At 69.0% G+C, this 14923-nt stretch carries 14 protein-coding genes and 1 pseudogene; 12 read left to right on the top strand and 3 right to left on the bottom strand.

Translation table 11 applies throughout. From position 1 onward, the window contains the following. The 3 genes from R6V09_RS28215 to R6V09_RS28205 form a co-directional block, all read left to right on the top strand. Nucleotides 1-787: DNA-processing protein DprA (locus R6V09_RS28215; RefSeq protein ID WP_317884258.1), on the top strand; the 787-nt coding region annotated here is incomplete at its 5' end. A 283-nt stretch (nucleotides 788-1070) separates the two neighbouring features. Further along, nucleotides 1071-1916, top strand: a complete 846-nt coding sequence (gene whiG / locus R6V09_RS28210; protein ID WP_317884257.1) for an RNA polymerase sigma factor WhiG — start codon at nucleotides 1071-1073, stop codon at nucleotides 1914-1916. A 118-nt stretch (nucleotides 1917-2034) separates the two neighbouring features. Then, on the top strand, nucleotides 2035-2592 hold the full coding sequence (locus R6V09_RS28205; RefSeq protein WP_317884256.1) for a TetR/AcrR family transcriptional regulator: 558 nt from the start codon (nucleotides 2035-2037) through the stop codon (nucleotides 2590-2592). Nucleotides 2593-2641: 49 nt separating this feature from the next. Here the strand turns inward: R6V09_RS28205 and R6V09_RS28200 are convergent, their stop codons facing one another. After that, nucleotides 2642-3226, bottom strand: coding sequence for a M23 family metallopeptidase (locus R6V09_RS28200; RefSeq protein ID WP_317884255.1), 585 nt, complete (start codon nucleotides 3224-3226; stop codon nucleotides 2642-2644). 281 nt (nucleotides 3227-3507) lie between these two features. Between R6V09_RS28200 and rpsB the strand changes: the two genes are divergently transcribed. The 9 genes from rpsB (at nucleotide 3508) to R6V09_RS28155 (ending at nucleotide 13442) form a co-directional block, all read left to right on the top strand. Next, entirely contained in the window at nucleotides 3508-4467 is a 960-nt protein-coding gene (gene rpsB, locus R6V09_RS28195) for a 30S ribosomal protein S2 (RefSeq protein ID WP_317884254.1), read from the top strand. Nucleotides 4468-4661: 194 nt separating this feature from the next. Then, entirely contained in the window at nucleotides 4662-5498 is an 837-nt protein-coding gene (gene tsf, locus R6V09_RS28190; protein WP_317884253.1) for a translation elongation factor Ts, read from the top strand. Nucleotides 5499-5702: 204 nt separating this feature from the next. Continuing rightward, nucleotides 5703-6461, top strand: coding sequence for a UMP kinase (gene pyrH, locus R6V09_RS28185; RefSeq protein WP_317884252.1), 759 nt, complete (start codon nucleotides 5703-5705; stop codon nucleotides 6459-6461). A gap of 130 nt (nucleotides 6462-6591) precedes the next feature. Continuing rightward, complete coding sequence (gene frr / locus R6V09_RS28180; protein WP_317884251.1) at nucleotides 6592-7149, top strand: ribosome recycling factor; 558 nt, start codon at nucleotides 6592-6594, stop codon at nucleotides 7147-7149. Further along, entirely contained in the window at nucleotides 7149-8339 is a 1191-nt protein-coding gene (locus R6V09_RS28175; protein ID WP_317884250.1) for a phosphatidate cytidylyltransferase, read from the top strand. Before frr ends, R6V09_RS28175 begins: the two co-directional genes overlap by 1 nt. A gap of 92 nt (nucleotides 8340-8431) precedes the next feature. After that, on the top strand, nucleotides 8432-9538 hold the full coding sequence (rlmN, locus tag R6V09_RS28170) for a 23S rRNA (adenine(2503)-C(2))-methyltransferase RlmN (protein WP_033282638.1): 1107 nt from the start codon (nucleotides 8432-8434) through the stop codon (nucleotides 9536-9538). 134 nt (nucleotides 9539-9672) lie between these two features. Beyond that, entirely contained in the window at nucleotides 9673-10749 is a 1077-nt protein-coding gene (locus R6V09_RS28165) for a thiamine ABC transporter substrate-binding protein (RefSeq protein WP_317884249.1), read from the top strand. Between the two features lie 53 nt (nucleotides 10750-10802). Further along, nucleotides 10803-12404, top strand: a complete 1602-nt coding sequence (locus R6V09_RS28160; RefSeq protein WP_317884248.1) for an ABC transporter permease — start codon at nucleotides 10803-10805, stop codon at nucleotides 12402-12404. Then, entirely contained in the window at nucleotides 12405-13442 is a 1038-nt protein-coding gene (locus tag R6V09_RS28155; protein WP_317884247.1) for an ABC transporter ATP-binding protein, read from the top strand. A gap of 58 nt (nucleotides 13443-13500) precedes the next feature. Here the strand turns inward: R6V09_RS28155 and R6V09_RS28150 are convergent, their stop codons facing one another. Both R6V09_RS28150 and R6V09_RS28145 read right to left on the bottom strand, forming a co-directional pair. Then, the gene (locus tag R6V09_RS28150) at nucleotides 13501-14187 is read right to left on the bottom strand and encodes an LAETG motif-containing sortase-dependent surface protein (RefSeq protein ID WP_317884246.1); all 687 of its coding nucleotides are present in this window, start codon (nucleotides 14185-14187) and stop codon (nucleotides 13501-13503) included. A 161-nt stretch (nucleotides 14188-14348) separates the two neighbouring features. After that, nucleotides 14349-14909, bottom strand: a pseudogene (locus R6V09_RS28145) (LOG family protein); the annotation flags it as partial. Between the last annotated feature and the right edge of the window lie 14 nt (nucleotides 14910-14923).

Below are 14923 nucleotides of genomic sequence, written 5' to 3'. Positions count from 1 at the left end.
CGTCGTCGGCGCCCGCGCCTGCACCGAGTACGGCGCCCACATGGCGGCCACCCTCGCCGCCGGCCTCGCCGAGGAGGGCTGGGTGGTCGTGTCCGGCGGAGCCTATGGAGTCGACGGTGCCGCTCATCGCGGCGCCCTCGGCGCGGGCGGTGCCACCGTCGCCGTGCTCGCCTGCGGTGTTGACCGGCCCTATCCGCGCGGCCACACCCAGTTGATCAGCAGGATCGCCGAACAAGGGCTGGTGGTAGGCGAGTTGGCGCCCGGCGAGCATCCGACACCGAGCAGGTTCATCCTCCGGAACAGGGTGATCGCCGCGCTCACCAGGGGCACCGTGGTTGTCGAGGCCGCCTATCGGAGCGGGTCCCTCGTCACCGCTCGGGCCGCGCAGCGGCTGGGGCGCCACACGATAGGGGTACCCGGTCCGGCCACCAGCGGGCTGTCCGCCGGTGTGCACGAACTCCTGCGCGGTGACGCGGTGCTGGTCACCGACGCCGCCGAAGTCGTCGAACTGGTCGGGGACATGGGCGAACTGGCTCCGGACCGACGCGGACCGGTGCTCCCGCGCGACCTGTTGGAACCGGCCGCCCGCCGCATCCTCGCCGCACTCCCCGGCAACAGGGCGGCAGCGGTGCGGGAGATCGCGCGGGGTGCGCAGACCACGGAGGACGACGCGGTCGCGAGACTGTACGAACTCCGAGCACTTGGTTACGTCGAACGACACGGCGACGGCTGGAAGTTGACACGCCAAGCGATGATCTCGGTCCGGCCCGATCGGGGGCGCCGCTGACCGAGCGTGTTCGGCCGTCCGGGGGAACCCCGACACCCTTGGGAATTCCCGCAGTTGGCGCATTCCGATGATCACGCAGAGCAATCGGAGCGAGCCGTTCCGGCCCCCTGTCGAACGCGTCCGTGCCCGGTCCGAGCCCTGCCCTTCGCACACCGCAACACTCCAGTCACGCTACGCTCACGGGGATTCCGGCACAGACCGGCAGACAGACCAGTAACTCCCCATCACTCCGACAGCTCACCCAGGCAACCCCACTTCACGGCAGAACGGCACAAGGCGACGAATGCCCCAGCACACCTCCGGGTCCGACCGGGCGGCGGCGATCCCCCCAGCCGCCCGTGACGGTGGCAGCGTCCGGCCGCCCGCTCCCTCGACGCTCGACGAGCTGTGGCGGTCGTACAAGACGACGGGCGACGAGCGGCTGCGCGAGCAGCTGATCCTGCACTACTCGCCGCTCGTGAAATACGTCGCGGGACGGGTGAGCGTCGGGCTGCCGCCCAATGTGGAACAGGCGGACTTCGTGTCGTCGGGGGTGTTCGGACTGATCGACGCCATCGAGAAGTTCGACATCGAGCGGGAGATCAAGTTCGAGACGTACGCGATCACCCGCATCCGGGGCGCGATGATCGACGAGTTGCGCGCGCTGGACTGGATCCCGCGCTCGGTGCGGCAGAAGGCGCGGAACGTGGAGCGGGCGTACGCCACGCTGGAGGCGCGGCTCAGGCGCACCCCCAGCGAGGGCGAGGTGGCCGCCGAGATGGGCATCGCGGTGGAGGAACTCCACGCCGTCTTCAGCCAGTTGTCGCTGGCCAACGTGGTGGCGCTGGAGGAGCTGCTGCACGCCGGCGGCGAGGGCGGCGACCGGCTGAGCCTGATGGACACCCTGGAGGACACCGCCGCCGACAACCCGGTGGAGGTGGCGGAGGGGCGGGAGCTGCGGCGGTTCCTGGCACGGGCGATCAACACGTTGCCCGAGCGGGAGAAGACCGTCGTCACGCTGTACTACTACGAAGGGCTCACCCTTGCCGAGATCGGCAATGTGCTCGGGGTGACCGAGAGCCGCGTCAGCCAGATCCACACCAAGTCCGTGCTGCAGCTGCGCGCCAAGCTGGCGAGTTTCGGCCGTTGAGCGAAAGCCGTACCGCCCTCTCGACCTCGCAGAATCGTGCCTGCATGGCCCCGGTCTCTCCCGCCGGGGGTGGACCGTCCGTAGAGTGGTTGACGTGCCAAGGATTCGAGCGGCCTCCGTGGCCGAGCACCGGTCGATGCAGCGAGCCGCCCTGCTGGACGCGGCTCGTTCCCTGCTGTCCGAGGGCGGGACGGAGGCGCTGACGTTCCCGGCCCTGGCCGAGCGGACGGGGCTCGCGCGGTCGTCCGTGTATGAGTACTTCCGCTCTCGGGCCGCTGTCGTCGAGGAGCTGTGCGAGGTCGACTTTCCCGTCTGGGCGGCGGATGTGTCGGCGGCGATGGAGCGGGCGGACTCGGCGGAGGGCAAGGTCGAGGCGTATGTGCGGCAGCAGCTTGCGTTGGTCGGGGACCGGCGGCATCGGGCTGTAGTTGCCATCTCTGCGAGCGAGCTCGATGCGGGGGCGCGGGAGAAGATTCGTGCCGCGCATGGGGGGTTGGTGGCGATGATCGTCTCTGCGCTCGGGGACATGGGGCACGGGGAGCCTCGGTTGGCGGCGATGTTGCTGCAAGGGGTTGTTGATGCGGCTGTGCGGCGGATTGAGCTGGGGGCTGCGGAGGATCCCTCGGTGATTACTGAGGCTGCGGTGAGTATGGCTTTGCGGGGGGTTCAGGGTTGAGTTTCGGCTGCGGGGCCGGTGGGGGCTGGGCGCGCAGTTCCCCGCGCCCCTAAAAGACGGGCGTTGCGAGAACCGGCAACAAGCGGGACGGGCCCCGATTCAGCAGCCACGGCGGCAGTAGCGCCAGCGGGTTCAAGTACGTCTCCCCTCTCAGTAGGCCCCAGTGCACGCACGAAGTCGCGCAGTGCGAGCCGGTGATCTCCACCGTCCCCACCACCTCGCCCGGCTCCACCTCGTCGCCCTTCCTCACGGTCGCGCTCACCGGCTCGTACGTCGTGCGCAGATCCGTCCCTGTCAGCTCGACCGACACCACACCCCTCCCCGCCACCCGGCCCGCGAAGGACACCCGGCCCGACGCCACCGCCCGTACCGGAGTGCCGGCCGGGGTCGCCAGGTCCACGCCTCGGTGGCCCCGGGCGTAGAGAGTTGCCGGGGGTTCCCAGCCTCGTAGGACCAGGGGGTGCGAGCCGACCGGCCAGGTGCGCGCGATCGCTGGTACGGAGGGGATGGGGATCCCGGGTGCCGGGGGAGGGCTGTCGTTCGCTCGGGCCGTACAGGTCAACAGGGTCAAGAGGAGGGCCAGTAGTAAGGCGAGGCCAGTACGTACAGTTCGGTCATCTCGTCGCATCCGCATGGCACAAACCGTGCCGTACCCGTGCCGATCATGGCCGGGATCTGTGGGCCGGCGGGCGGTTGTGGACAACGGCGTCACCCGGTACCTCGCGGGTCCCGTACACTTCCTTTGGCGATCCGGGTCACCGGGTCGACTTCGCACGCCCCGACATCTGGTCCTCCGTCGAGAGACGAAAACCGGTGTCAGCGCTCCTCGGTCCTCTGGGCACGCGCACGTGGGCGTCAGGCGCGAGTGCCGTCCCGGTGCTCGCGGCACAACCGAGAAAATCAAGGAGAACGGCCATGGCCGTCGTCACGATGCGGGAGCTGCTGGAAAGCGGCGTCCACTTCGGTCACCAGACCCGTCGTTGGAACCCGAAGATGAAGCGGTTCATCTTCACGGAGCGCAACGGCATCTACATCATCGACCTGCTCCAGTCGCTGTCGTACATCGACCGCGCCTACGAGTTCGTCAAGGAGACCGTCGCCCACGGCGGCACGGTCATGTTCGTCGGCACGAAGAAGCAGGCGCAGGAGGCCATCGCCGAGCAGGCCACCCGCGTCGGCATGCCCTACGTCAACCAGCGCTGGCTGGGCGGCATGCTCACCAACTTCTCCACCGTCTACAAGCGTCTGCAGCGCCTCAAGGAGCTTGAGCAGATCGACTTCGAGGACGTCGCCGCGTCCGGTCTCACCAAGAAGGAGCTTCTCGTGCTCTCGCGCGAGAAGGCCAAGCTGGAGAAGACCCTCGGTGGTATCCGCGAGATGTCCAAGGTTCCCAGCGCCGTCTGGATCGTGGACACCAAGAAGGAGCACATCGCGGTCGGTGAGGCCCGGAAGCTCAACATCCCGGTCGTCGCCATCCTCGACACGAACTGCGACCCCGACGAGGTCGACTACAAGATCCCGGGCAACGACGACGCGATCCGCTCCGTCACCCTGCTCACCCGCGTGATCGCCGACGCCGTCGCCGAGGGCCTCATCAGCCGCTCCGGTGTCGCCGCCGAGGCCAAGGGTGACAAGGCCGCCGGCGAGCCGCTCGCCGCGTGGGAGCGCGACCTGCTCGAAGGCGAGAAGAAGGCCGACGAGACCCCCGCCGCCGAGGCCGAGGTGCAGACCTCCGCCGAGACGGAGAAGGTCGCCGACGCCGAGCAGGCCGACGAGGCTCCGGTTGCCGCTGAGGCCGCTGCCGAGGTCGTCGAGGCCCCCGCCGCCGAGGTCGAGGTCGAGGCTGCTCCGGCCGCCGAGGCCGAGCAGGCCTGATCCTCCGGCCAACGGCCTGACCTTCCGGGCCAAAGGGCTGACTGAAGTGACGGCGGGTGGTGCGGACCGCGCCACCCGCCGTTCACTCACAGCCCCTAGATCTTCGTAGCCCGTAGATCTTTGGCGGGAGCCCGCTCACCACGCGGCCGCCGCCGACTTCGAGACTTCGAACTCCGAGAAGAGATTTTCAGATCATGGCGAACTACACCGCCGCCGACGTCAAGAAGCTCCGTGAGCTCACCGGCGCCGGCATGATGGACTGCAAGAAGGCGCTGGACGAGGCCGACGGCAACGTCGAGAAGGCCGTCGAGGCGCTCCGTATCAAGGGCCAGAAGGGCGTCGCCAAGCGCGAGGGCCGCTCCGCCGAGAACGGCGCCGTGGTCTCCGTCATCGCCGACGACAACACCTCCGGTGTCCTGGTCGAGCTGAAGTGCGAGACGGACTTCGTCGCCAAGGGCGAGAAGTTCCAGGCCGTCGCCAACCAGATCGCCCAGCACGTCGCCGCCACCGCCCCGGCCGACATCCCGGCGCTGCTCGCGTCCGAGATCGAGTCCGGCAAGACGGTCCAGGCGTTCGTCGACGAGGCCAACGCGAACCTGGGCGAGAAGATCGTCCTGGACCGCTTCGCCCAGTACGCCGACGGCTACGTCTCCGCGTACATGCACCGCACGATGCCCGACCTGCCGCCGCAGATCGGTGTCCTCGTCGAGCTGGACAAGCCGAACGCCGAGGTCGCCCGCGGTGTCGCCCAGCACATCGCCGCCTTCGCGCCGAAGTACCTGGCCAAGGAAGACGTGCCGGCCGAGGTCGTCGAGTCCGAGCGCCGTATCGCCGAGGAGACCACCCGCGCCGAGGGCAAGCCCGAGGCCGCGATCTCCAAGATCGTCGAGGGTCGTGTCAACGGCTTCTTCAAGGACGCGACGCTGCTCGGTCAGCCGTACGCGCTCGACCCCAAGAAGTCCGTCCAGAAGGTTCTGGACGAGGCGGGTGTCACCCTGAAGCGCTTCACGCGCATCAAGGTCGGCATCTGAGTCCGTACCGCGATCGACGCGCGACGGCCCGCGGAATCCCGCTAGGGTCGTCAGCAGTCGGCCCGGTACGCCGTCGCGCACGCGCGCGTGGCGGACGACAGCAGATCTGACGAGGAGGCCATTGCCGAGCATGGGATGCGACAGACACCCCACCGGCAGTGGCCTTCTTCGTATGTGCGACCACGTAAAAGAGGCGAGAACGTCATGACCACCAAGCCCCAGAAGACCGACGACGGCAAGGTACGCGGCCGGTTCATGTTGAAGCTGTCCGGAGAGGCCTTCTCCGGCGGCGGTGGCCTGGGCGTCGACCCCGACGTGGTGCACAAGATCGCCCGCGAGATCGCGGCCGTCGTACGGGACGGCGCGGAGGTCGCCGTCGTCATCGGCGGCGGCAACTTCTTCCGCGGCGCCGAACTCCAGCAGCGCGGCATGGACCGGGCCCGCTCCGACTACATGGGCATGCTCGGCACGGTGATGAACTGCCTCGCCCTCCAGGACTTCCTGGAGAAGGAGGGCATCGACAGCCGCGTCCAGACCGCCATCACCATGGGCCAGGTCGCCGAGCCGTACATCCCGCTGCGCGCCGTGCGCCACCTGGAGAAGGGCCGCGTGGTCATCTTCGGCGCCGGTATGGGCATGCCGTACTTCTCCACCGACACCACCGCCGCCCAGCGCGCCCTGGAGATCAACGCCGAGGCGCTGCTGATGGGCAAGAACGGCGTGGACGGGGTCTACGACTCCGACCCGAAGACGAACTCCGAGGCCGTCAAGTTCGATGCGCTCAGCTACGGCGAGGTCATCACCCAGGACCTCAAGGTCGCGGACATGACCGCCATCACGCTGTGCCGCGACAACAAGCTTCCGATCCTGGTCTTCGAGCTTCTGGCGGAGGGCAATATCGCCCGCGCCGTCAAGGGTGAGAAGATCGGCACGCTTGTGGGTGACCAAGGCAGCCAGGGCTGATGACCCTGACCGGGGGATGGACAATGTCCTGCCGGTCGGGAACCGTGCAGGAAGAAGACGCGACGCAGCCGGCCGCCGACGCCGACACAGCACAGCAGCCGGGCCTACTCAAGACACGCAGGAGCAAGTGGTGATCGAAGAGACCCTCCTCGAAGCCGAGGAGAAGATGGAGAAGGCCGTCGTGGTCGCCAAGGAGGACTTCGCCGCGATCCGTACCGGCCGTGCGCACCCGGCGATGTTCAACAAGATCGTGGCGGACTATTACGGGGCACTGACGCCGATCAACCAGCTGGCCTCGTTCTCCGTGCCGGAGCCGCGGATGGCCGTGGTGACCCCGTTCGACAAGACCGCGCTGCGCAACATCGAGCAGGCGATCCGCGACTCGGACCTCGGCGTCAACCCGAGCAACGACGGCAACATCATCCGTGTGACGTTCCCCGAGCTGACGCAGGACCGCCGCAAGGAGTACATCAAGGTCGCCAAGACCAAGGCCGAGGACTCCAAGATCTCGATCCGTTCCATCCGCCGCAAGGCCAAGGAAGCGATCGACAAGGCGATCAAGGACGGCGACATCGGCGAGGACGAGGGCCGTCGTGCGGAGAAGGAGCTCGACGACACCACGGCGAAGTACGTCGCCCAGGTGGACGAACTCCTCAAGCACAAGGAAGCGGAGCTGCTAGAGGTCTGATGAACGACTCTTCCTGGGGGGCACCGCCACAAGCCGGGTACTGGGGGCCGTCCGACCAGGGGCCTGTCCAGGGGGCTGCCCCGGCGGGTCCCACGTACGATGCGCCTGAGGCGCAGCAGACTCGCCCCATGCCCATCGTGCCCGACGAGCCCGCATACGGCGGACACCAGGATGACGACCGGGGGGCCGCTCGGCTGAGCGGCCCCTTGTTCCGCGACGAGACGCAGCAACCGCCGTACGACGTACGGCAGTCGCCGTCGTACGACCCGCGGACGCAGCCCTCTGACACGCCGCAGACGCAGCCCTACGGGGCGGTGCCGCAGAATCCGGAGCCCATGCCCGACGTCCCGCCACCGGCGCCCGCCCCGCAGAAGAAGAGCGCGGGCCGGGACCTGGGTGCGGCCATAGGGGTCGGGGTCGGACTCGGCGCGGTGATCGTCGCGTCCCTGTTCGTCGTCAAGGCCGTGTTCATCGGCGTGATAGCGGTCGCCGTCGTGGTGGGCCTGTGGGAGCTGACCTCACGGCTGACGGAGCGCAAGGGCATCAAGGCGCCCCTCGTGCCCCTCGCGGTCGGCGGTGCCGCGATGGTCGTCGCCGGTTACGTCCGGGGTCCCGAGGGCGCCTGGGTCGCCATGGCGCTCACGGCGCTCGCCGTCCTCGTATGGCGGATGACGGAACCGCCGGAGGGCTACCTCAAGGACGTCACGGCGGGTGTCTTCGCGGCGTTCTACGTGCCGTTCCTCGCCACGTTCGTCGCCCTGATGCTCACCGCCGACGACGGCGCCTGGCGGGTCCTGACGTTCCTGCTGCTGACCGTGGTCAGCGACACGGGCGCCTACGCCGTCGGCTGGCGCTTCGGCACACACAAGCTCGCCCCGCGCATCAGCCCCGGAAAGACCCGCGAGGGCCTGTTCGGGGCGGTGTCCTTCGCGATGGTGGCGGGCGCGCTGTGCATGCAGTTCCTGATCGACGACGGCAGCTGGTGGCAGGGGCTCGTCCTGGGCCTCGCGGTCGCGGCCAGCGCCACGCTGGGCGACCTCGGCGAGTCCATGATCAAGCGGGACCTCGGCATCAAGGACATGGGCACGCTGCTGCCGGGCCACGGCGGCATCATGGACCGGCTGGACTCTCTGCTGCCGACCGCTCCCGTGGTGTGGCTGTTGCTGGTGCTGTTCGTCGGATCCGGCTGAAACACGGCCTGACCTGTGGGTTTGTGCGTGAGGGGCTCGTTGTCCACAGGGCGGCGAGTCCCTCTTCGTATGTCTGCGACACTGGTAGGGCCATGCCTAAGCCCGGAGAACTCACATTCGTCGCCCCCCGCGGAGCCCAGAAGCCGCCGCGGCACCTTGCCGATCTCACGCCCGCCGAGCGCAAGGAAGCCGTCGCCGCGATCGGGGAGAAGCCGTTTCGCGCCAAGCAGCTCTCGCAGCACTACTTCGCGCGCCTCGCGCACGACCCGGCGGAGTGGACCGACATCCCCGCCGGTTCGCGCGCCAAGCTGCAGGAGGCGCTGCTTCCTGAGCTGATGACCGTCGTACGGCATCTGTCGACCGACCAGGAGACCACCCGCAAGACGCTCTGGCGGCTGTTCGACGGGACGCTCGTCGAGTCGGTGCTGATGCGGTACCCGGACCGGGTCACCATGTGCATCAGCTCGCAGGCGGGGTGTGGCATGAACTGCCCGTTCTGCGCGACCGGTCAGGCCGGCCTCGACCGCAATCTGTCGACCGGTGAGATCGTGCACCAGATCGTCGACGGGATGCGCGCGCTGCGCGACGGCGAGATTCCCGGCGGTCCTGCCCGGCTCTCGAACATCGTCTTCATGGGCATGGGCGAGCCCCTCGCCAACTACAAGAGGGTCGTCCAGTCCATCCGGGCCCTCACCGACCCCGAGCCGGACGGCCTGGGCCTCTCGCAGCGCGGGATCACCGTCTCGACGGTCGGACTGGTCCCGGCGATCCACCGGTTCTCCGACGAGGGCTTCAAGTGCCGGCTCGCGATCTCGCTGCACGCGCCCGACGACGAGCTGCGCGACACCCTGGTCCCCGTGAACACCCGGTGGAAGGTGCGCGAGGTCCTCGACGCGGGCTGGGAGTACGCGGCGAAGTCGGGGCGTCGGCTGTCCATCGAGTACGCGCTGATCCGTGACATCAACGACCAGGCGTGGCGCGGTGACCGGCTCGGCCGGCTCCTCAAGGGCAAGCCCGTGCACGTCAACCTGATCCCGCTGAACCCGACGCCGGGCTCGAAGTGGACGGCCTCCCGCCCCGAGGACGAGAAGGCGTTCGTCGAGGCCATCGCGGCCCATGGGGTGCCGGTCACCGTCCGGGACACCCGCGGCCAGGAGATCGACGGAGCGTGCGGCCAGCTCGCGGCCACCGAGCGGTAATCTTCACCCGTACCACCTGTACGTACATCTTCATATCCGACAGGGGAGCGCGCAGCGCTGAGAGTGCGGCAATCGGGCCGCAGACCCTCTGAACCTCGCCCAGGTCATTCTGGGTAGGAAGTTCGGTCATCACCGTGAACACCAAGAAGTACTGTGCTGTCCTCGTCGGCCTCGGCCTGGTCACGCTCTCCGCGTGCGGGTCGGGGTCGGACCAGGACGGCGGATCCGACTCCAAGACCGTCACCCTCGTCAGCCACGACTCGTGGGCCGTCTCGAAGAACGTCCTCAAGGACTTCGAGAAGCACTCCGGCTACACGGTCAAGGTCCTCAAGGACGGCGACGCCGGCCAGGCCGTCAACAAGGCGATCCTGACCAAGGACAACCCCCAGGGCGACGTCTTCTTCGGCGTCGACAACACCCTGCTCTCCCGTGCGCTCGACAACGGCCTCTTCCAGTCCTACGACGCGAAGGGCACCGCCACCGTCAAGCCCGCGTACCGCGTCGACGAGACCAAGCACCGGGTCACGCCCATCGACACCGGCGACATCTGTGTCAACTACGACAAGGCCTACTTCAGCAAGCACAAGCTGACCCCGCCGACCTCGTTCGCGGACCTCGTGAAGCCCGAGTACAAGAACCTCCTCGTCACCGAGAACGCGGCCACCTCCTCACCCGGCCTCGGCTTCCTGCTCGGCAGTGCGGCCCAGTACGGGGACGGGGGATGGCAGGGCTACTGGAAGAAGCTCAAGGCCAACGGCGTGAAGGTGGTCGACGGCTGGGAGCAGGCCTACGACCAGGAGTTCTCCGGCTCTGCCGGCGGCAAGAAGGCGGGCGGCGACCGGCCCCTCGTCGTCTCGTACGCCTCCTCGCCGCCCGCCGAGGTCATCTACGGCGACCCGAAGCCGACCACCGCGCCCACCGGGGTGTCGTACGGCACCTGCTTCCGGCAGACCGAGTACGCCGGCCTGCTCAGCAACGCCGAGAACACCAAGGGCGGCAAGGCCTTCATCGACTTCCTGCTCACCAAGAAGTTCCAGGAGGACATGCCGCTCAACATGTTCGTCTACCCGGTGATCGAAGGCGCCCAGGTACCGCAGGAGTTCGTGAAGTACGGCCGCCAGGCCTCGGACCCCGAGACCATGACCCCCGCGAAGATCGCAGCCAACCGGGACCAGTGGGTCAAGTCGTGGACCTCGCTCGTACTGAAGTAGCCGAAGCGGCACCGCGGCGGAACCGTAGGGGCAGCGCGACGCGGCTCGGCCTCATGGCCCTGCCTGTCGCGTTCTTCGCGGTGTTCTTCGCCTATCCCGTCGCGGCCATCGTCGGGCGCGGTCTCAAGGTGGACGGCGCCTGGCAATTGGGCCGGATCGGGGATGTCCTCGCGCAGTCCGACATCCGGCACGTCCTGTGGTTCACCACCTGGCAGGCGCTCGCCTCCACCGCGCTCACGCTGCTGATCGCGCTCCCCGGCGCGTATGTCTTCGCGCGCTTCGACTTCCCGGGAAGGGATGTACTGCGGGCCGTCGTGACGGTCCCCTTCGTGCTGCCGACGGTCGTCGTCGGTACGGCGTTCCTCGCGCTCGTCGGCCGGGGCGGACTCCTCGACGACTTGTGGGGCGTACGGCTGGACACGACCGTGTGGGCCATTCTGCTGGCGCACGTCTTCTTCAACTACGCGGTCGTCGTACGGACGGTGGGCGGCCTCTGGGCACAGCTCGACCCGCGTCAGGAGGAGGCCGCGCGGATGCTCGGCGCCTCCCGGCTCCGGGCCTGGCGGAAGGTGACGCTGCCCGCGCTCGGGCCCGCCGTGGCCGCCGCCGCGCTGATGGTCTTCCTCTTCACCTTCACCTCCTTCGGCGTGGTGCAGATCCTCGGCGGCCCGACCTTCTCGACTCTCGAAGTGGAGATCTACCGCCAGACTTCGGAAGTCTTCGACCTCTCCACGGCCGCAGTGCTCACCATCGTCCAGTTCGTCGCGGTGGGCGCGATCCTCGCCGTCCACGCCTGGACGGTACGGCGCCGGGAGACGGCCCTGCGGCTCGTGGACCCGTCGGTGACCGCACGCCGTCCGCGCGGGGCCGGCCAGTGGTCCCTGCTGGCCGGAGTGCTGGTCTCCGTCCTCCTGCTGCTTGTGCTGCCGCTCGCCGTGCTGGTCCAACGGTCGCTCGACACACCGGACTTCGGCTACTACCGGGCGCTGACCCACGACGACGGCGGCACCTTCCTGGTCCCGCCGATCGCCGCGATCGGCAACTCGCTGGAGTACGCCGCCACCGCCACCGCCATCGCCGTGGTGATCGGCGGTCTCGCCGCCGCGGCCCTGACCCGGCGCGATGCCGGGCGGCTGGTGCGGGGCTTCGACGCGCTGCTGATGCTGCCGCTGGGGGTGTCGGCGGTGACCGTCGGCTTCGGGTTCCTGATCTCGCTCGACAAACCCCCGGTGGATCTGCGGAGTTCATGGATCCTGGTGCCGCTCGCGCAGGCACTGGTCGGCGTCCCCTTCGTCGTACGGACGATGCTGCCCGTGCTGCGGGCGGTGGACGGGCGGCTGCGGGAGGCGGCGGCGGTACTCGGGGCATCGCCCTGGCGGGTATGGCGGGAGGTCGATCTGCCCCTCGTACGGCGGGCGTTGCTGATCGCCGCCGGGTTCGCGTTCGCGGTGTCGCTGGGGGAGTTCGGGGCGACCGTGTTCATCGCGCGGCCCGACAACCCGACGCTGCCGGTCGCGGTGGCCCGGCTGCTGTCCCGGCCCGGCGATCTCAACTACGGCCAGGCGATGGCCCTTTCGACGATTCTGATGGTGGTGTGCGCGGTGGCCCTGCTGGTCCTTGAGCGGCTGCGCACCGACCGGACGGGGGAGTTCTAGATGCCACCGAACCTGCTGCTCGGTCTTGAGAGCGGGACCGTACGGTTCGGCGGGCGGCCCGTGCTCGACGCCGTCGACCTGGGTGTCGCCGAGCACGAGATCGTGTGTGTGCTCGGGCCCAGCGGCAGCGGCAAGTCGACGCTGCTGCGGGCGGTGGCCGGGCTGCAACCACTGGACTCCGGGCGGGTGTTGCTCGACGGACGCGACCAGGCCGGGGTGCCCGCGCACAAGCGTGGGGTGGGTCTGATGTTCCAGGACCACCAGCTCTTCCCGCAGCGGGACGTCGCCGGCAACGTCGGCTTCGGGCTGCGCATGCACGGCGCGTCCAGACACCAACAGGAAGCCCGGGTCGGCGAGTTGCTCGACCTCGTCGGACTGCCGGGTGCCGCCCACCGTGCCGTCGCCGGGCTGTCCGGCGGTGAGCAGCAACGCGTGGCGCTCGCCCGAGCCCTCGCGCCCCGCCCCCGGCTCCTCATGCTCGACGAACCGCTCGGCCAGCTCGACCGGTCACTGCGGGAGCGGCTGGTCCTCGAACTCCGGGAACTCTTCGGCACGTTGGGCACGACCGTGCTCGCGGTCACGCACGACCAGGGCGAGGCGTTCGCGCTGGCCGACCGGGTCGTGGTGATGCGGGACGGGCGGATCGCCCAGTCCGGTACGCCACTTGAGGTCTGGCAGCGCCCCGCCGACGAGTTCGTGGCCCGTTTCCTCGGCTTCGACAACGTCGTGGGGGCCACGGTCGCCGGAGAGGCCGCCGACACCCCCTGGGGCAAGGTGCCGGTCCCCGAGGACGCCCCCCAGGGCGCCCGCACGCTCCTCGTGCGCCCCGCGGGCGTCCGCCTGGTCCCCGCCGACGAGGGCCTGCGCTGTACGGTCGCCGCCCGCACGTTCAGGGGCACCCATGTCGCCGTACAACTGCAGCCGCAGGGCGCGCCGCGGCTTGAGGCGGCGTGTGCGCTGCGGGCGGCGCCGGAGGTCGGGGACACGGTCGGGGTGGAGTTCGACGCGGCCGAGATCGTCGTACTCGGCGCACAGTGAACATGCGTGTGGCCCACCCCCACGAACCGGGCGGGCCACAACAGCAACAGCGGGTGGATCAGCGGCCGTTGGTCGCACCGCGGCGACGCATGCCGTAGTAGACGGCTCCGCCGCCCGCGACGACGAACGCGCCCGCGATACCGGCGATCATGCCGGTGTTGGAGTTGGCACCGGTCTCGGCGAGGTTCGAGCTACCGGCCGCGGGAGACGGTGCGTTGTCCGTCGTCGTAGCGGGGGCGGTGCTGCTGCTCTCCGAGGCCGACGGGGTCGGGGTGTCGGACTCGGCCGGGGTCGAGGGGGTCTCCGAGGGGGTCGGAGAGGCCTCCGTCGGAGTCGGGGTCGGGGACTCCTCGGCCTTGCATGCCTTGGACGGGGTGGTCAGATTCGGCGAGATGTTCTTGTTGAGGCCATTGGCGGCCTCGACGTGGACGCGGTACGTCGCGTTCGGCTGCCAGTCCTCGGCGAAGGAGACGGGGACGCCCTCCTTCGAGCCCTTGACCGTCTGGGCGTCGCCGATCTGCTTGGCGTCGGCACCGTTGTTCTCCAGGAACACCGTGATGGTGGCCTCGGTGCCACCGGCGTCCTTGTCGGTGACGGTGATGACACCGTTGGTGCCGTCACAGGTGGCTTCGGCGGAGAACTCGCCGATGCTGCAGGCGAGCGCGTTGCCCGCGAGTCCGAGCGCGAGCGCGGCCGAGGCGGACGCAACGCCGAGGATGCGTACGGAACGTCGAGATATGGACACGTTTGCCCTTCACGGGATGTGCAACTGCGGGGGGTTTAGGGGGAGATGAGGCAGCGTTCGAGGTGAGGCCACACCACCCCCAGGAGTCTCACTGGTCTATAAGTGCTGCGTAAGCAGTGTCAATGCATATGCGGTGTGCAGCAGTTGGCTTTACCTGCACTTTAATGAGCGAGACGTTTCAGCGCCTCCGGAGCCTCCTCGATACGGTCAACGAGGGCGATACGGCTCTCCATCGACCGTTCCCGGGCAAGTGCACACAGCAGCGGCCACGTCGGCAGCCGCTCCGTCCAGTGCTCCCGGTCCACGAGCACCATCGGCGTGGGCTCGCCGCGCGACTCGTAGTAGTTCGGCGTCGCGTTGTCGAAGATCTCCTGTACGGTCCCGGCCGCGCCCGGCAAGAACACCACACCCGCGTTCGAGCGGGCCAACAGGCCGTCCTCGCGGGTGGTGTTGGCGAAGTACTTGGCGATGTGCGAGGCGAAGGCGTTCGGCGGCTCATGACCGTAGAACCAGGTCGGGATGCCGATCGAGTGGTTGCCCTTGGGCCAGCGGGTGCGGACCTGGAAGGCGAGTTGGGCCCACTCGGTGATCGAGGGGCTGAACGACGGTGCGGCGGCCAGGAGTTCGCACGCCTCCTCCAGCATCGCGTCCTCGTACGGCGCCGCGTACGCGCCCAGGTTGGCCGCCTCCATCGCGCCGGGCCCGCCGCCGGTCGCCACCGTGCTCTACACCCTGA

It is taken from the genome of Streptomyces sp. W16 (genome assembly GCF_033194735.1).
GTDB lineage: Bacteria > Actinomycetota > Actinomycetes > Streptomycetales > Streptomycetaceae > Streptomyces.
This window is presented reverse-complemented; position numbering and strand designations above follow the sequence as displayed.